Origin of the sequence: Streptococcus entericus DSM 14446, from assembly GCF_000380025.1 — a bacterium.
GTDB lineage: Bacteria > Bacillota > Bacilli > Lactobacillales > Streptococcaceae > Streptococcus > Streptococcus entericus.
In genome coordinates, this window is record NZ_KB904183.1 from 60,414 (window position 1) to 77,156 (window position 16,743).

General features: G+C 47.1%; 16 protein-coding genes. 12 read left to right on the forward strand and 4 right to left on the reverse strand.

Features of this window, described 5'->3' with window-relative positions:
• Positions 1-114 precede the first annotated feature (114 nt).
• From A3GW_RS0108695 to mutS, 3 genes are all read right to left on the reverse strand, one after another.
• On the reverse strand, positions 115-321 hold the full coding sequence (locus A3GW_RS0108695) for a hypothetical protein (RefSeq protein WP_018368899.1): 207 nt from the start codon (positions 319-321) through the stop codon (positions 115-117).
• A gap of 160 nt (positions 322-481) precedes the next feature.
• Entirely contained in the window at positions 482-706 is a 225-nt protein-coding gene (locus A3GW_RS0108700) for a hypothetical protein (protein WP_149036288.1), read from the reverse strand.
• A 31-nt stretch (positions 707-737) separates the two neighbouring features.
• Positions 738-3,293 (reverse strand): DNA mismatch repair protein MutS, encoded by a 2,556-nt coding sequence (mutS, locus tag A3GW_RS0108705; protein ID WP_026216676.1) that lies wholly within the window; start codon positions 3,291-3,293, stop codon positions 738-740.
• Positions 3,294-3,419: 126 nt separating this feature from the next.
• Here mutS and argS point away from each other — a divergent pair, with 126 nt between their 5' ends.
• Both argS and tig read left to right on the forward strand, forming a co-directional pair.
• Entirely contained in the window at positions 3,420-5,111 is a 1,692-nt protein-coding gene (argS, locus tag A3GW_RS0108710) for an arginine--tRNA ligase (protein WP_018368902.1), read from the forward strand.
• A gap of 157 nt (positions 5,112-5,268) precedes the next feature.
• Positions 5,269-6,552 carry a trigger factor gene (gene tig, locus A3GW_RS0108715; protein WP_018368903.1) on the forward strand — a complete coding sequence of 428 codons (1,284 nt, stop codon included), beginning with the start codon at positions 5,269-5,271 and terminating at the stop codon, positions 6,550-6,552.
• Between the two features lie 37 nt (positions 6,553-6,589).
• On the opposite strand, the gene A3GW_RS0108720 is transcribed toward tig, so the two are convergent.
• On the reverse strand, positions 6,590-8,017 hold the full coding sequence (locus tag A3GW_RS0108720) for a UDP-N-acetylmuramoyl-L-alanyl-D-glutamate--L-lysine ligase (protein WP_018368904.1): 1,428 nt from the start codon (positions 8,015-8,017) through the stop codon (positions 6,590-6,592).
• A gap of 139 nt (positions 8,018-8,156) precedes the next feature.
• Between A3GW_RS0108720 and A3GW_RS0108725 the strand changes: the two genes are divergently transcribed.
• The 10 genes from A3GW_RS0108725 (at position 8,157) to nusB (ending at position 16,640) form a co-directional block, all read left to right on the forward strand.
• A complete protein-coding gene (locus A3GW_RS0108725) occupies positions 8,157-9,755 on the forward strand; it encodes a putative polysaccharide biosynthesis protein (RefSeq protein WP_051070805.1) in 1,599 nt (532 codons plus the stop codon).
• A gap of 372 nt (positions 9,756-10,127) precedes the next feature.
• The gene (locus tag A3GW_RS0108730) at positions 10,128-11,225 is read left to right on the forward strand and encodes a cystathionine gamma-synthase (protein WP_018368906.1); all 1,098 of its coding nucleotides are present in this window, start codon (positions 10,128-10,130) and stop codon (positions 11,223-11,225) included.
• Between the two features lie 9 nt (positions 11,226-11,234).
• Entirely contained in the window at positions 11,235-11,690 is a 456-nt protein-coding gene (locus A3GW_RS0108735) for an 8-oxo-dGTP diphosphatase (RefSeq protein ID WP_018368907.1), read from the forward strand.
• A gap of 14 nt (positions 11,691-11,704) precedes the next feature.
• Positions 11,705-12,880: a MalY/PatB family protein gene (locus tag A3GW_RS0108740; protein WP_018368908.1), complete on the forward strand. Its 1,176-nt coding sequence runs from the start codon at positions 11,705-11,707 to the stop codon at positions 12,878-12,880.
• Positions 12,880-13,941, forward strand: a complete 1,062-nt coding sequence (locus tag A3GW_RS0108745) for a M24 family metallopeptidase (protein WP_018368909.1) — start codon at positions 12,880-12,882, stop codon at positions 13,939-13,941. The genes A3GW_RS0108740 and A3GW_RS0108745 overlap by 1 nt, the downstream gene beginning before the upstream one ends.
• Positions 13,942-13,957: 16 nt before the next feature.
• On the forward strand, positions 13,958-14,410 hold the full coding sequence (locus A3GW_RS0108750) for a deoxycytidylate deaminase (protein ID WP_018368910.1): 453 nt from the start codon (positions 13,958-13,960) through the stop codon (positions 14,408-14,410).
• A 34-nt stretch (positions 14,411-14,444) separates the two neighbouring features.
• Positions 14,445-15,065 carry a DUF4767 domain-containing protein gene (locus A3GW_RS11065; protein ID WP_018368911.1) on the forward strand — a complete coding sequence of 207 codons (621 nt, stop codon included), beginning with the start codon at positions 14,445-14,447 and terminating at the stop codon, positions 15,063-15,065.
• A gap of 149 nt (positions 15,066-15,214) precedes the next feature.
• On the forward strand, positions 15,215-15,775 hold the full coding sequence (gene efp / locus A3GW_RS0108760) for an elongation factor P (protein ID WP_018368912.1): 561 nt from the start codon (positions 15,215-15,217) through the stop codon (positions 15,773-15,775).
• A gap of 54 nt (positions 15,776-15,829) precedes the next feature.
• Positions 15,830-16,219, forward strand: a complete 390-nt coding sequence (locus A3GW_RS0108765) for an Asp23/Gls24 family envelope stress response protein (protein WP_018368913.1) — start codon at positions 15,830-15,832, stop codon at positions 16,217-16,219.
• On the forward strand, positions 16,212-16,640 hold the full coding sequence (gene nusB, locus A3GW_RS0108770; RefSeq protein WP_018368914.1) for a transcription antitermination factor NusB: 429 nt from the start codon (positions 16,212-16,214) through the stop codon (positions 16,638-16,640). Before A3GW_RS0108765 ends, nusB begins: the two co-directional genes overlap by 8 nt.
• Positions 16,641-16,743: the final 103 nt, after the last annotated feature.

The window sequence follows — 16,743 nt, forward strand, 5'->3', positions numbered from 1 at the left end:
ACGGCTTGTTTCCAGTAGCTTTTGGTAGTCAAAAAAGATGACGCAGATCAGGTGTGACAGTCTATCTCCTAGTTTCAACGCAAAAAATCGAGGAGCAAGCAGCCTCGATTTTGTTTATTTTTTGCTGTAGTCGTCATAAAACTCATCATAAAATTTGTTGTACAGAGATCTTATCACGATGACGCCATGAAATAAAAAGAGAAAAAATCCGTAAAACAAAGTCGCCTGTAAGGAAAATTGCTCTTTGTAATAGAGAGCGCTGACGACAACTAAGTCAACGAAAAATAGTTGCAGTACTGCCTGATTTAGAATTTTTTTCATCCTATAACCTCCTTGAAAATGTGCCAGAAATGTTATCGCTTGCATGTTATCTATCTTTATTTTATCACAAAAGTGGCAAAAAATCGATTGACAAGAAAGTCAGGATAGCTTAACGGCTAACTAATATCAAGGTTTTGTACAGGTAGCGAAGTGGATAGGTTTACTTCCCAAACCGCTCTTCCTCAGCAGGGATGAGTTTATCTCTGATTAAGGTCGAGATGTTTTCCCAAGAATAAATCATCACGCTGACGGTCAGAAGAAGGAGGGCACTTTTTATCCAGTTCTCCCCATGTCTGAGAGCCGAAATGAGACTGCCGATACAGATTCCTGCTGCCAGCCAGAGGGCGTTGAGGGTGTAGCGTAAACGTTTATCTAGTTTTTTCATCTTGTTTTCCTTAGTTGTTGTAGCTTGTGGCTTATAGTAAGTTTTTGAGTTCATAGAGAGCATTCATGGCTTCCATAGGGGTCATGGTCATGACATCCATGTCTCGGAGCTTGGCGTCGATTAGGGAATCAGGTCCTTGCTCAAAGAGGTCTAACTGCCCAGTGGTTGCTTGACCGTCTCTGGTATCGGGTTTGTCTGCTCGGCTATTGTCCAACAAAACAGGCGAAGCCGTCTCCAAGTCGTGAAGGACCCTCTCCGCCCGAGATAGGAGGCTGGTCGGGAGGCCAGCGATTTTGGCAACGTGGATGCCGTAGGACTTGTCGGCAGGGCCATCTGCGATTTTATGGAGAAAGGTCACCTCGCCGTCCTTTTCCAGCGTGGTCACGTGAACGTTGACGAGGTGGGACAGGGTGTCGGCTAGACTGGTGAGCTCGTGATAGTGAGTGGCAAAGAGGGTCTTTGCGCCGATATGGTCATGAAGATGTTCGATGATGGATTGTGCTAGCGCCATGCCATCATAGGTAGCCGTGCCTCGACCGAGTTCGTCAAAGAGAATGAGTGACCGGTCACTGGCACGTCTGATGGCTTGATTGGCTTCCATCATTTCCACCATAAAGGTCGATTGCCCTGAAATCAAATCATCAGAAGCACCAATACGTGTGAAAATAGCGTCAAAGAGTGGCAGGTCACAGCTCTCAGCTGCGACATAAGCTCCCATTTGTGCCATAATGACGGTGAGCGCTAGCTGCCTCATATAGGTAGACTTACCTGCCATATTCGGTCCCGTGATGAGCTGAATGGCTGTGGTCTGGTCAAGGTGAATCGAATTTGGTACATAAACCTGCTTGCCCATGACTTTCTCAACGACGGCATGTCGACCGTCAATGATGGCAATGCGAGCATCTTGGTTAAAGGTCGGTCTGATGTAGTGATTGGTTTCTGCCACAGTCGCAAGGCTTTGAAGCACATCAACCTCGGCTAAGGTTTTGGCCAGGCTCTGCAAACGCCCGATGTAGGTCTCGACTTGCTGCCTGATACGCATGAAAATATCGTACTCCAAGCTGGCAGACTGCTCTCTGGCTTCCAGCATCTCACCCTCAATTTTGGCAAGTTCTGCTGTGCCGAAGCGTTCGGAATTTTTCAGGGTCGCCTTACGGTAAAAATGGTCTGGAACATGGCTGAGCTGTGAGTTGGTCACATGGAAGTAGTAGCCATCTTTGCGATTATAGTCGATTTTTAGGTTGCTAATACCTGAGTTGGCGCGTTCTTTGGCTTCAATGTCTGCAATCCATCCAGTCCCTTCGCGGATGACCTTGCGGTAGCGATCCAGTTGCTCGTCAAAGCCTGTTTTGATGATGTTACCTTCGGTTATCGTATTTGGGGCGTCAGGGTCAATAGCAGAGCTGATGAGGCTTTCTAACTCTGGCAGGCTGTCTAGACGTGTCACCAAGTCTTCCAGACAAGAAGCCCCAAAGCTTGTCAGAATTGCACGGATATAGGGCACCTGAGCCAGGGTCTGTCCCAGCTGTAGCAGGTCACGAGGGTTGGCCTTGCCAAAAGAGACCCGACTAGCCAGTCGCTCAATATCATAAACCCCTCGGAAACTGTCGGTTAGATCATGACGCGTGATAAAGTCATCTAAGAAGGTCTGGATAATCTCCTGCCGATTGCTAATCGCAGCCAAGTTAATCAGAGGGCGGTCGATCCATGCCCGCAAGAGCCTTGTTCCCATGGCAGTCTTGGTGGCATCTAGGAGCCAAAATAAGCTCCCTTGTTTTTTATGTGTCCGACTGTTTTCCAGCAGGTCAAGGCTGGTCTTGGTCGCGTAACTCATCTGGAGATAGTCTTTTGTTTCGTAATGCACAAGAGGTTGCAGGTGCGTGAGTTCCCGTTTTTGGGTATTTTGGAGGTATTGGAGCAACTTGCCCGCAGCAGAGCGTTCAACAGCTGATAATTGCTGGTCTAATAAATGATCGGCTGTGCCCTCTGTTTTTTCCTCTGACAGGAGGAGGTTGAGTTGCTTGGTCAGCAGTTGCTCTTCTGTGTTTGACAAGTCATAGCCGACAACGACTTCTCTAGCTCTCAAGGTTTGGATTTCGCTACAGACTGCCGTAAAATCACTGAGCTGGGTTGCAAAAAACTCACCAGTTGAGACGTCCATATAAGCCAGTCCAAAGCTGCCTGCAAGGCGATCGATGGCAACAAGGAAGTTATTGGCGGCATCTGGCTTGGTCATATCAACCGCCGTGCCTGGGGTGATGACCTGAACGACATCTCTTTTGACCACACCAACAGCAGACTTAGGGTCTTCTAACTGCTCGGCTATGGCTACCTTATACCCTAAATCAATCAAGACATCAATGTACTGCTGGGCAGAATGATGGGGCACGCCAGCCATGGGAATAGGATGTTCAGCATTTTTATTGCGGCTGGTCAAATTGAGTTCTAAGAGTTGAGCAGCCTTGACAGCATCCTCGTAGAAGAGTTCATAGAAATCCCCCATGCGAAAGAGTAAAAAGGCATCAGGGTATTGGGCCTTGATGTCTAAATACTGTTGCATACCAGGGGAAATTTTTTCTTTAGACATGGTCACCTCCGTCAGTTCATTTTTTCCAGTATAGCAAAAATCACGATTTTTTTCAGCCTTTTTCATCTTTGCCTTAGCTTTATTTTGTGGTAAAATAAAAGGAAAAATAATTTTTGGAGACAGATTATGACTGCAAAACAACTCATTGCTCAAGAGCTGGCCAAGCATATTGACCAGTTGGACGAGCAGGCCATCGCTAACCTCTTAGAAAAACCAAAGCATGCGAGTATGGGAGACTTGGCCTTTCCGACCTTCAGTTTGGCTAAGGCTCTTCGTCGGGCACCGCAGGCTATCGCCAGTGACATCGCCGAGCAGATTGACCAGACACAGTTTGATAAGGTTGAAGCAGTTGGTCCATACCTTAACTTTTTCTTAGATAAACGCCAGATTTCAGCAGAAGTATTGTCAGAGGTCATCGCGGCAGGTGAACGTTATGGTGACCAGGCTATTGGGGCAGGACAGACCGTTGCGATTGACTTATCTAGTCCCAACATCGCTAAGCCATTTTCTATCGGACATCTACGTTCGACCGTTATCGGGGATAGTTTGGCCAAGATTTTCCAAAAAATTGGTTACAAAACTGTCCGTATCAACCACCTCGGTGACTGGGGCAAGCAGTTTGGTCTGCTCATTGTGGCTTACAAAAAATGGGGCAATGAAGAAGCAGTGAAAGCAAACCCGATTGCAGAGTTGCTGAAACTTTACGTTCGGATCAACGATGAGGCCAAGGCTGACCCTAGTCTTGACCAAGAAGGTCGAGACTGGTTCCTCAAATTGGAAAACGGCGACCAAGAAGCGCTCGAGCTCTGGCAATGGTTCCGCGATGAGAGTTTGGTGGAGTTCAACCGTATCTATGCTGAACTGGGGGTTCAATTTGACAGCCTCAATGGTGAAGCCTTCTACAATGACAAGATGGACGAAGTGGTTGACCTGCTGGAAAGCAAGGGCTTATTGCAGCTCTCAAATGGTGCTCAGGTAGTCGATTTGACCAAGTACGGCATCGAACACCCTGCCTTGATTAAAAAATCAGATGGTGCTACGCTTTACATCACCCGTGACTTGGCAGCGGCGCTTTACCGCAAGCGCACCTACGATTTTGCTAAGAGCATCTATGTGGTCGGTCAGGAGCAGTCTGCCCACTTCAAGCAGCTCAAAGCTGTGCTTAATGAAATGGGTTATGCTTGGCACCAAGATGTTGAGCATGTGTCCTTTGGGTTGGTGACCAAGGGTGGTCAGAAGCTCTCGACCCGTAAGGGCAATGTGATTTTACTTGAGCCAACCATCGCAGAAGCTGTCAGCCGAGCTAAGGCGCAGATAGAGGCGAAAAATCCTCATCTGGCCAACAAAGATGCGGTGGCTCATGCTGTTGGTGTCGGTGCCATCAAGTTCTATGACCTCAAAACTGACCGCAACAATGGTTATGATTTTGATTTAGAAGCCATGGTATCTTTTGAAGGAGAAACTGGTCCCTATGTTCAGTATGCCCATGCTCGGATTCAATCAATCCTGAGAAAGGCTGATTTTCAACCAGCAGCAGGAGCTTCTTACAGCTTAGATGATGCGGATGCTTGGGAGATTATCAAACTCTTGCAGGAATTTCCAGCCACCATCACACGGGCAGCTGATAAGCTAACGCCTGATGTCATTGCTAAGTTTGCAATCAATCTCGCTCAGAGCTTTAACAAGTACTATGCCCACACTCGGATTTTGGACGATAGCCCAGAACGAGATAGCCGTCTAGCTCTCAGCTATGCGACCGCTATCGTGCTTAAGCAAGCCCTCGCCTTGCTCGGTGTTGAAGCACCAGATGAAATGTAAGAAATTTTGCATGGTTATAGGTTTATTGTTCGGATAGTCCTGTTAACAGCTCATAAGGACTGACGAAAAAATTCCTCTAACCAGTAAAAATAGTTCCACATTTGCCTAAAATATGGTAAAATAGGCTGTATATTATTTTTTTAAGGAGTGTGACAGCATGTCTGCAACATTTGAAAACAAAACAACCAACCGTGGTGTGATCACTTTCACCATCGGTCAGGAGCAAATCAAGCCAGCTCTTGACAAGGCATTCAATAAAATCAAGAAAAATCTTAACGCCCCAGGTTTCCGTAAAGGCAACATTCCACGTGCCGTCTTCAACCAACGTTTTGGTGAAGAAGCTCTCTACGAGGAAGCTCTTAACAGCATCTTGCCTAGCGCTTATGAGGCTGCTGTTGCGGAGCTTGGTTTGGACGTGGTTGCCCAACCAAAAATCGATATCGCTTCTATGGAAAAAGGTCAAGACTGGACCATCACAGCTGAAGTGGTGACGAAGCCAGAAGTAAAACTTGGTGACTACAAAAACTTGGCTGTCGACGTCACTGAAACTAAAGAAGTAACTGACGAAGAAGTAGATGCTAAAATCGAGCGTGCGCGTCAAAACTTGGCTGAATTGGTCGTTAAAGACGGTGCGGCTGAGGACGGAGACACTGTTGTTATCGACTTCGTTGGTTCTGTTGATGGTGTTGAGTTTGACGGCGGTAAAGGTGAGAACTTCTCACTAGCGCTTGGTAGCGGTCAATTTATCCCAGGCTTCGAAGACCAGTTGGTTGGTAGCAAGGCTGGTGAGACGGTCAATGTTAACGTGACTTTCCCAGAAAACTATCAGGCAGAAGATTTGGCTGGCAAAGACGCCCTCTTTGTCACAACTGTCCATGAAGTCAAAGCTAAAGAAGTTCCTGCCCTTGATGACGAATTGGCAAAAGACATCGACGAAGACGTTGAAACTCTTGACGACTTAAAAGCGAAGTATCGCAAAGATTTGGAAGTTGAAAAAGCTGTTGCTTATGACGATGCGGTCGAAGGGGCTGCGCTCGAACTCGCTGTCGCTAATGCAGAAATCGTTGACCTCCCAGAAGAAATGGTTCACGACGAAGTTCACCGTGCCATGAACGAGTTTATGGGTAACATGCAACGCCAAGGCATTTCACCAGACATGTACTTCCAGTTGACAGGAACAACACAAGATGACCTTCACAAGCAATTTGAAGGCGATGCTGAAAAACGTACTCGTACAAATCTTGTTATCGAAGCGATTGCTAAAGCAGAGGGCTTTGAGGCAACTGATGAAGAAATCGAAAAAGAAATCAACGATTTGGCAACAGAATACAACATGCCAGTTGAACAAGTGCGTAGCCTCCTTTCACCAGAGATGCTCAAGCACGATGTTGCGATGAAAAAAGCAGTTGAAGTTATCACCAGCACAGCAACTGTCAAATAAATTTAAAAAATCCGTCCCCTTGGGCGGATTTTTTATCTTACAAGTTCTGATTAGCAATCTCCCAGTCCCCTTGGTAAGGGACTTTTTGATCATTGATGATTTGGTAGGCATCCCTGCCTTTGCCAGCGATGATAACAGCATCCTGACTGGTTTTGGTTTGTGAGAGAGCAAGTCGGATAGCTGCTTCACGGTCCACTTCGATGGTGACAGGACGGTTAATGTGGCTAGCGATTTCTTGGCAGATGGCAAAAGGATCTTCTCGGTTGGGGTCATCTGCCGTTAAAATAATCTGTAGTTCAGGGTAGTGATTGATGACGCGTCCAAAATCGGCACGGCGACTTTCAGCCTTATTGCCTGTCGAGCCGATAATGAGAAAGACCTGTCCTGTTTGGGCAGTTGTCACCACCTTGATGAGTTTGTCGAGGCTGTCACCGTTGTGAGCATAGTCAACAAAAACCTTGGCACCGTTCGTTTGAGTTAGGATCTCCATCCGACCTGGCACGGTGGTTTGAGCGATGCCTAACCTGATGTCAGTTAAGCTAGCCCCCAATCGTAGACAGGCTAATCCAGCAGCGATAGCATTGTCTTGGTTGAAATCCCCCAGCAGTTGGATGCTGTACTGCCCAGCTAATTTTCCTGTCGCTGTAAAGTCAAAGGCAGATGAGGTCACGACACGGTTATCAGAATCCTTACCGTAAGTGTCAAGGTCTCTACCTGCCACCTGCTCAAGCACAACCTCGGCATGGTCCATGCCTGCGTTGATGATAACCGCTCGGCTATTGTCCAATAAGAGCCTCTTGTGAGCAAAATAGTCCTCAAAATTCGGGTGCTCAATGGGGCTGATATGGTCGGGCGTGATGTTGAGAAAGACCCCGACATCAAAGGTTAGTCCGTAGACCCGCTTGGTCAGGTAGGCTTGGCTGGACACCTCCATGATGAGGTGGGAGCGACCGTTTTTGACCGCTTCAGCCATCATGGCAAAGAGATCCAGACTTTCAGGTGTGGTCAGCTGGGACTTGAAAAAGGTCTCGCCGTCTAGGGTTGTGCTCATGGTCGATAGCAGAGCAGGCTTGTGGCTTTGGCGCAAGATATGGTAGGCAAAGTAGGCAGCAGTGGTCTTACCCTTAGTGCCCGTAAAGCCCAACAGTTTCAGCTTATCCTGTGGATTGTCGTAAAAGCGCATGGCAATCAGGCTCATGGCACGTTTGACATCTTTGACGACAATAGTAGAGCAGGAAACATCGTAGGTTTTTTCTGCCACATAATAGGTCAGACCAGCCTGAACAGCCTGCTCCAGATAAACAGGGTCAAAGCCAGCCCCCTTGACGAAAAAGAGGGTATCTGCATCGACCTGACGGCTATCGTAGCTGAGTTTGGTAAAACTGGTGTCAGCCCAGCTAGGAGCGAGAGTGACAAGGTTGTCATCTGCTTTCAATATCTCAAAAATCTCTAATAGGTTTATCATACCTCTATTGTAAACCCAAAGCTGGCATTTTACAAGTGACAGGTAAAAGTTTATAATAAAAAGATAGACTATAGAAAGATTAGGATAACACGTGGTAGAAGAAAACAGTCAAACAAACCAGCTCAGCCGAGAAGAGAAGATGTTACGAGGGACAGCCTGGTTGACTTTCGCTAACATCGCAGGACGTTTGCTAGGGGCGGTTTATATCATTCCGTGGTATGCTTGGATGGGTAAGGTTGCACCACAAGCTAACGCTCTTTATGGCATGGGCTACACCCTCTATGCGACTTTTTTGGTGCTATCCACGACAGGGATTAACACAGCAATTTCAAAACAGATTGCTAAGTATAATGCGATTGACCAAGAAGCCAAAGGGATTGGACTAGCTAAACAATTTATCGGCATCATGTTCCTGTCGGGTCTTATTTTCGCCTCTATTTTATACCTTGGGGCACCGCTCTTATCACGGTTGTCAGGCGCAGAACAGACCTTAGTTCCTGTGCTTAGAAGCTTGACTTTGGCTGTCCTGGTCTTTCCGATGATGAGTGTGTGTCGAGGTATTTTTCAGGGCTATCACCATGTTAAACCAAATGCTCTCAGTCAGTTAGCAGAACAGCTTATCCGTGTCATTTGGATGCTGTTGACCACTTTTTACATCATGAAAATGGGGTCAAAAGACTACGTGTCAGCTGTCACCCAATCGACATTTGCTGCCTTTGTTGGTATGTTTGCTAGCTTTGCTGTGTTGGGGTATTATTTTTGGCAGTCTGGGCTCTTGAGTAAATTTCTGAAAGCATCGCCAATTAAGGTGCAGTATCAGGAAAGTTTGCAACTCATCAAGGAAACGTTTCGGACAGCGATTCCGATGATTTTGACAGGAGTTGCCATTCAGCTGTACCAGTTAATCGATCAAGCAACCTTTGTTAACGTTTTGTTATTCCTCACGGAAGATAGTAAGGAGCGCCTGACCGTTATTTATGCCTACCTATCTGCCAATCCCAATAAGATAGTTATGCTGATTGTGGCGGTGGCAATTACGATTGGTGATGTCGGTATCCCATTATTGACGGAGAGCCACCTCAAGGGAGATAAGCGCGGGGTTGCTCGTCTGATGCTCAATGGTTTTCAAATGCTGACAGTCTTTGCTCTGCCTGCATTGATGGGGGCTATTCTACTGGCAGAACCACTTTATGTTGTCTTCTATAACCCGTCAGAAAATTTGGCCATAGGCTTGTTTATCGCGACACTTGTTCAGACCTTCTTGCAATGTACCTATTTTGCCCTATCACCAGTCCTACATGCGGTCAATGAAAGCCGGGCGGCAGTCCGCTATTTCTACTATGGTGTGGTGGTGAAGTTGCTCACTCAACTGCCCTTGCTATTCCTGTTTCAGGCTTATGGGCCAGTGTTATCGACAGCTTTAGCCTTGTTAGTCCCATCAATCCTCTTCTATCGTCACTTGCGTGCGGTTACTCAGTTTAATCCCAACATTTTAGTCAGAGATACTGCCCTCATCGCTCGCAATACCTTGCTCATGTGTGTGCCTGTTTTTGCTGTTTATTGGAGCTTGAGTTTAGTTATCCAACCGTCTAGCCGTTTACTGGCGGCTGTTCACCTTGTTGTTGGTGCAAGTGTCGGAATGATGGTCTATGGGTATCTATCTCTCAAAACACGCAGTCTCGATAAGTTGCTAGGTCAACGCGCCCAACGTTTAAGGGACATTTGCCGGATTCGTTAACGCTTGAAGCGGTTTAGACAGCTGTGTTGAACAATGAGGTAACCGAGCGGCATAAAAATCGAATAAATAATAAAACTGTGAGAAAAAGGCATAAGGTCAAGGGCGAGGGCTTGACCTTATGCACTTTTTGTTATGATTGAAGCTCTTTTGTAGTGTTATCAGTGCGATTTAATCCTTCTGGGTAGCTAGCTTGGTTTTTTAGACGATCGTCTAGTGTTGTTGTCATTGTTGCTGTTTCAAAAACTGCTTCTGAAGAACGGCTAACAGTGATGTCTGTCCTGATAGGAGTGGCGTGAAAAAACTTTGTTTTTGCTCTGCTATTGTTCCGAAATCATGGTAAAATAGAAAGAAAAAGAACAAATGGAGATGGTTATGGATTATAAGGAATTGAAATTAGAGACGCAGCTGGCGCAGGCAGGTATTCGGATGGACGAGCAGACTGGGGCTTTGGTGTCGCCCATCCACTTCTCAACGACCTACCAGCACCCAGAGTTTGGTCAGTCGACAGGTTTTGACTACACCCGCACTAAAAACCCTACCCGCACTAACTTGGAGCGAACCTTGGCGGCGATTGAGGGAGCAGATTATGCGATGGCGACTAGCTCAGGCATGAGTGCGCTTATGCTGGCCATGGAGATTTTCCCTGTGGGGGCAAAAGTGCTAGCCTGCCGTGACCTTTATGGTGGGTCCTTCCGCTGGTTTGATAAGGTAGAGCAGCAAGGGCGGTTTCGTTTTGTCTATGCCAATACAGAAGATGATATGCTGACGTTACTGGATGAGACGGTGGATGTGGTTTTCATCGAAACGCCGACCAATCCGCTGATGAACGAGTTTGATATTGCGACAATTGCTCGTAAGGCTAAGACTGTCGGAGCTAAAACCGTCGTTGATAATACCTTCTATACACCGATTTATCAGCGGCCAATTGAATTGGGGGCAGATTTAGTCATTCACTCGGCGACCAAGTACTTGGGTGGGCACAACGATGTGCTGGCTGGAGCTGTAATCACTAATGATCAAGCCATCTACGATCAGCTCTTTTTCAATCTCAACACAACAGGGATTGTCTTGTCGCCTTTTGACAGTTACATGCTCATGCGAGGGCTCAAGACCCTCAAGCTTCGTATGGAAAAAGCTACCGCTAATGCCCGTGACTTGGTCAGCCATCTGGAGAACTCTCCTCACATCAAGGAAGTCCTTTATCCAGGGAAGGGTGGCATGCTGTCCATCAAGCTGCAAGACGAGCGCAAGATTCCAAGTTTGCTCAATAAGTTACAGATTTTCACCTTTGCGGAAAGTTTGGGTGGGGTTGAGAGTCTAATCACCTATCCGACGACCCAAACGCATGCGGATATTCCTGCTGAGACCCGTCATGCCTACGGTTTGACTGACGACTTGCTCCGTCTGTCCATCGGTATTGAGGATGTGACTGATTTGATTTGGGATTTAGAACAGGCGCTAGCTGACTAGGGGGATAAGATGCCAAAAACAGAAGCAGTTATCTTAACCAACATGTGCATGGTGACAGATGGGACCAAGGTCTTGGTGCAGAACCGTAAAGACCCTGACTGGCCTGGTCTTGTTTTTCCAGGTGGGAAAATTGAACCACAAGAAAGTGTTGTCCAATCTGTCATCCGTGAAGTTAAAGAAGAAACAGGATTGACAGTTTCCGATTTGCAACTCTGCGGGATTAAGCAGTTTACCCATAATAAAGGTCTATATCGCTACATTGTCTTTCTTTACAAGACCAGTACCTTTTCAGGTGACTTGAGCTCGTCTGATGAGGGGGAGGTCTTCTGGATGGAACGATCAGAGCTTACAGCGGCTGATTTAGCGGACGGTTTTGCAGAGATGCTGCCGATTTTTGAAGACGAGAAGCTATCTGAACTTTACTTTTACCACGATCAGGATGACTGGCACTACCGCCACCTTTAAAGGAGGAAGATGCGATGACACGATATAATTTCACCAGCTTACCAGACCGTCTCGCCACCAATGCGATTAAGTGGCAAAAGACGCGTGAGGACAAGGACTTATTGCCGTTGTGGATTGCGGACATGGACTTTCAGGTTTTTCCTGAGATGACTGCTGCCCTGACCCAGTTTGCCCAGCGCTCGGTCTTTGGTTACGATGCGCCAGCTGATAGCCTTTTTGAAGCGATTATCGACTGGGAGAAAACCCAGCATGGGGTTGAGGTGGCACGCGAGGACATCGTTCTCATTGAGGGGGCTGTGCCAGCCATTTCAACGGCGATTCAGGCCTTTACGGAGGAAGGAGACGCTGTCCTGATCAACACCCCTGTTTACCCCCCTTTTGCTCGCTCGGTCAAGCTCAATAAACGCAAACTTGTGACTAACTCGCTGGTCGTTGAGGACGGTCGTTTTGCCATTGATTTCGATCAGCTGGAGCGTGACATTGTCGACAATAGCGTGAAGCTCTATATTTTCTGTAATCCTCATAACCCTGGTGGGCGAGTTTGGGACATGGCAGAGCTGAAACGTTTGGGGGAGATTTGCCGTCAGTATGGGGTCATCATGGTGTCTGATGAAATCCATCAGGACTTGACCCTCTGGGGCAAGAGACATCAGTCTTTTTATACAGTGGATCGCAGTTTTGCTGAGTTTGCTATTATTTTGGCTTCAGCAACTAAGACCTTTAATATCGCAGGAACAAAGAACAGTTTTGTCCTTATTAAGAATCCTGACTTGAGGAAAGCATTTACCGACCGTCAGCTGGCCAACAACCAACATGAGATTTCAAACCTCGGTTTTGTGGCTACGGAGGTGGCCTTGAGGGAAGGGCTACCGTGGTTGACAGAACTAAAAGTGGTGTTGGAAGATAATATCAGCGACCTGCTCGGCTATTTTGCCAAAGAACTCCCAGACCTTAGGGTTATGAGACCAGAGGCGACTTATCTGCTTTGGCTGGATTTTTCTGCTTATGGGCTCAAGCACAGTGAGGTTGCGAGACGTTTGGAGGAAGAGGCCAAGGTGCAGCTCAATGACGGGCTGACCTTTGGGCGCGAGGGCAAGTGCTGTTTCCGTCTCAATGCCGCTGCACCTAAAGCCCTTATTATGGAAGCTGCTGCGCGGATCGCAGGAGCATTTAACAATGAAAGGACATGATGAACATGACACGTTTAGAACGGTTTTTAGAGAAATTGAGGGCTGAAGAGCTTGATGGCTTTTTGGTGACGGGTGAGAAAAATATTTATTACCTGACAGGATTTTGGGGCTCTGCTGGAACGGTTTTTATCAGCCAGCAACGCCGTATTTTTGTCACCGATAGTCGCTATATCCTCATCGCTAAGCAGGTGATTACTGACTTTGAAGTGGTGGATAGCCGCGATGCGCTGGGTGAGATTGCTCGGCTCATTGCCGATGAGCAACTGGCTACTATCGGTTTTGACAATCAGATATCTTATGCTTATTATCAGGCACTGGCTAACCGCTTTGAGGGTTATGAGCTCAAGCCTGTTTATGGATTTGTGGAAGAGTTGCGTCAGATTAAAGACGCTTCTGAGCTTGCCATCATTCGTCAGGCCTGCCAGATTTCTGACCAAGCTTTCTTGGATGCGCTGGACTTTATCAAACCTGGCAAGACCGAGCGTGAGGTAGCTAACTTCCTCGACTTTCGCATGCGTGAGCTAGGGGCAACTGGCGTGTCCTTTGAGACCATCGTTGCTTCAGGATACCGCTCTGCCATGCCCCATGGGGTCGCTAGCGACAAGGTTATCGCTCAGCATGAGAGCCTGACGCTGGATTTTGGTTGTGTTTTTGAGCATTATGTGAGCGACATGACGCGGACCATTCACATCGGGCAGACGACCGACGAGGAGCGTGCCATTTATGAGGTTGCCCTGCAGGCTAATGCTGCGCTGATTGAGCGAGCACAGGCTGGGCTCAGTTTCGCAGACTATGACGGGGTGCCGAGAGGCATCATTGCTGACGCTGGCTATGGGGAGCATTTTACCCACGGTATCGGTCACGGCATGGGACTGGATGTTCATGAGGAGCCGTTTTTCGGTCGTGGTACTGGTCACTTGCAGGCTGGTATGGTGGTGACTGATGAACCTGGGATTTACCTCGATGGGCGCTACGGTGTCCGTATCGAAGATGACCTCTATATCACCGAAACAGGCTGCGAAGTCCTGACCAAGGCGCCTAAGGAATTGATTGTGTTATAAGCATAGGAGAAAAGAGATGAGCAATCGCCTATCCTGGGAAGACTATTTCATGGCAAATGCCGAACTGATTTCCAAGCGGTCAACGTGTGACCGTGCCTTTGTTGGTGCAGTTCTGGTCAAGGATAACCGCATCATTGCCACGGGCTACAACGGCGGGGTATCAGCAACTGATAACTGCGATGATGCAGGGCATTATATGGAAGATGGGCACTGTATTCGCACTGTCCATGCGGAGATGAATGCGCTCATTCAGTGCGCCAAGGAGGGGATTTCGACCAATGGGACGGAGCTTTACGTGACCCATTTCCCTTGTATCAACTGCACCAAGGCTCTCTTGCAAGCAGGCATCAGTAAGATTACCTACAAAACAGCTTATCGGTCTCATCCCTTTGCCATTGCCCTCATGGACAAGAAAGGCGTTACCTGTGTCCAACACGATGTACCGACCTTGACCTTGGGGGGAAAATAGCCCTATCTGGCTAGCATAAGTAAGGAGAAATCTGATGAAAAGATCGTCTATTTTAGTTCAGTTGCTTCTAAGTTCTTTGGGTCTTGTCGCCTGTAGTCAACAAGTTCAGAAACCGACCGCCCCATCTTCGTCGCAACTATCAACAACAACGAATACAGCGACCAGTTCGACGTCTTCGTCATCGACGACCACTAAACCTGCATCTTCTGAGCGGACGGGGGGGTGGACGGAAGAAAAATCTGCTCAGTTGAAAGACTATATCTTAACCGACTGGGGACCGGCTTTGGGGCAAACCTATAAATCTTACACGCCAGCAACTTTAGGAAACTTTTTTGGGGTGCCGATTCCAGATGGCGTATTGACAGCAACTGCTACCATGACTGCAGATATGAATGGTCAAACCCCAGAACTCTTCTGGAGCATGGACGGTCATGCCCAGTCAAATCAGCTTGCGGTCGTAGCAGTCTATGCGGACAGTGAGGACAATCGTTCTATGTCCCAACACCTTTACCTTTTCACGCTTAATCCTCAAGGTGAAGGCCAGGTTTGGATTACCCAGCAGAACCAAGGCAACCCAGAAAACCGACTGTATTTTACAGAAACAAAGAACGAGGATCTGAGACACTTCTTTACTCAATTGGTTGGTCAACCATAATTGAACCTCTTAAGCTGGAGTTATGGCAGTCATTGTTTTGAGGAGATGTTTTGGTCTTTGCTCTGCCATTTCCCAAAAGAAAAGATTTGAGTAAATAGCCCATTTGTGGTAAAATGAAGTGATAATATGAATTTTAGAGGTGAATACACATGATTGAAGCAAGTAAATTACGTGCGGGCATGACCTTTGTTGCCGCTGATGGCAAGTTGATTAGAGTGTTAGAAGCTAGCCACCATAAGCCAGGTAAAGGCAACACCATTATGCGGATGAAATTGCGCGATGTGCGTTCAGGGTCAACGTTTGATACGACTTACCGTCCAGATGAAAAGTTTGAGCAAGCCATCATCGAGTCTGTGCCAGCTCAGTACCTCTACCAGATGGATGGAACAGCTTTCTTCATGAACCTAGAGACTTATGACCAGTACGAAATCCCAGTGGCCAATGTCGAAGAAGAGCTTAAATACATCCTTGAAAATGCTGAAGTGAAAATCCAATTCTTTGGCACAGAAGTGATTGGTGTTACTGTTCCAACAACGGTTGAATTGACGGTTGTTGACACACAACCATCTATCAAAGGAGCAACCGTGACAGGTTCAGGTAAACCAGCGACTCTTGAGACAGGTCTGGTGGTTAACGTCCCAGACTTTATCGAAATCGGTCAGAAATTGATCATTAACACAGCTGAGGGTACTTATATTTCTCGTGCCTAGGGCAATGAGTAGAGCATAGCTTGGCAGTATTGCCAAGACAGAAAGGACGAAAAGATGACACAAGTAGCAGTTGGTGATATTGTTATCGCTCCTCGTGTATTGGAGGTCATTACTGGTATCGCAACAACCAAAGTTGAGGGGGTTCACTCGCTCCACAACAAAAAAGTGGCGGATACCTTTAGTAAAACTAGCCTTGGTCGCGGTGTCTATATCGATGGTTTAGAAGATGGTAGCTTGGCAGTTGATCTTTATGTTTATCTCGAGTATGGGGTCAATGTTCCAGCCGTTTCGATTGCTATCCAAAAAGCTGTAAAGGCTGCGATTCATGACATGGCAGAGTTGGATGTTTCTGCCGTTAACGTACATGTCGTGGGGATTGTGGCGGATAAGACACCTAAACCAGATCTCAAATCCCTCTTTGACGAGGATTTTCTGGATGACTAAGGCAATAACAGACAGCAGACGTGACTTACGGGAGCGCGCCTTTCAGGCGCTTCTCAGTTTAGAATTTGGTGGAGATGTGGTGACAGCTAGCCAGTTCGCCTATACGCATGATAAGGATTTTGCAGAAGATGATGTGGTGAACGTGCCAGTCTTTTTGCTCAGTTTGGTTCAAGGTGTGACTACCCATAGGATTGAACTAGATGCACAAATTGAAACCAAGCTCAAGACAAAGTGGAGCTTGGAGCGTTTAACTTTAGTTGATAAAACGCTTCTTCGCTTGGGGTTATACGAGATGGTTTATTTCGATGAAACCCCTGATCGCGTCGCTCTTAACGAGATTATCGAGATTGCCAAGACCTATTCTGATACGACTTCAAGCAAATTTGTCAATGGGCTGTTGAGACAGTTTATCACTGAATAAGGTAACAAGAGTTGGGCTTCCCAGCTCTTTTGGTATAATGGAAGAACACATCACTAAAAACCTTGCAAGGGAGTTTTAACAACTTTGTAGCTGTTCCCTTCCT

Bases quoted from the DNA above. Each gene is read 5' to 3' on its own strand.
- A3GW_RS0108695 (WP_018368899.1), bottom strand. From the start codon at position 321: ATGAAAAAAATTCTAAATCAGGCAGTACTGCAACTATTTTTCGTTGAC.
- A3GW_RS0108700 (WP_149036288.1), bottom strand. From the start codon at position 706: ATGAAAAAACTAGATAAACGTTTACGCTACACCCTCAACGCCCTCTGG.
- mutS (WP_026216676.1), bottom strand. From the start codon at position 3,293: ATGTCTAAAGAAAAAATTTCCCCTGGTATGCAACAGTATTTAGACATC.
- argS (WP_018368902.1), top strand. From the start codon at position 3,420: ATGACTGCAAAACAACTCATTGCTCAAGAGCTGGCCAAGCATATTGAC.
- tig (WP_018368903.1), top strand. From the start codon at position 5,269: ATGTCTGCAACATTTGAAAACAAAACAACCAACCGTGGTGTGATCACT.
- A3GW_RS0108720 (WP_018368904.1), bottom strand. From the start codon at position 8,017: ATGATAAACCTATTAGAGATTTTTGAGATATTGAAAGCAGATGACAAC.
- A3GW_RS0108725 (WP_051070805.1), top strand. From the start codon at position 8,157: ATGTTACGAGGGACAGCCTGGTTGACTTTCGCTAACATCGCAGGACGT.
- A3GW_RS0108730 (WP_018368906.1), top strand. From the start codon at position 10,128: ATGGATTATAAGGAATTGAAATTAGAGACGCAGCTGGCGCAGGCAGGT.
- A3GW_RS0108735 (WP_018368907.1), top strand. From the start codon at position 11,235: ATGCCAAAAACAGAAGCAGTTATCTTAACCAACATGTGCATGGTGACA.
- A3GW_RS0108740 (WP_018368908.1), top strand. From the start codon at position 11,705: ATGACACGATATAATTTCACCAGCTTACCAGACCGTCTCGCCACCAAT.
- A3GW_RS0108745 (WP_018368909.1), top strand. From the start codon at position 12,880: ATGAACATGACACGTTTAGAACGGTTTTTAGAGAAATTGAGGGCTGAA.
- A3GW_RS0108750 (WP_018368910.1), top strand. From the start codon at position 13,958: ATGAGCAATCGCCTATCCTGGGAAGACTATTTCATGGCAAATGCCGAA.
- A3GW_RS11065 (WP_018368911.1), top strand. From the start codon at position 14,445: ATGAAAAGATCGTCTATTTTAGTTCAGTTGCTTCTAAGTTCTTTGGGT.
- efp (WP_018368912.1), top strand. From the start codon at position 15,215: ATGATTGAAGCAAGTAAATTACGTGCGGGCATGACCTTTGTTGCCGCT.
- A3GW_RS0108765 (WP_018368913.1), top strand. From the start codon at position 15,830: ATGACACAAGTAGCAGTTGGTGATATTGTTATCGCTCCTCGTGTATTG.
- nusB (WP_018368914.1), top strand. From the start codon at position 16,212: ATGACTAAGGCAATAACAGACAGCAGACGTGACTTACGGGAGCGCGCC.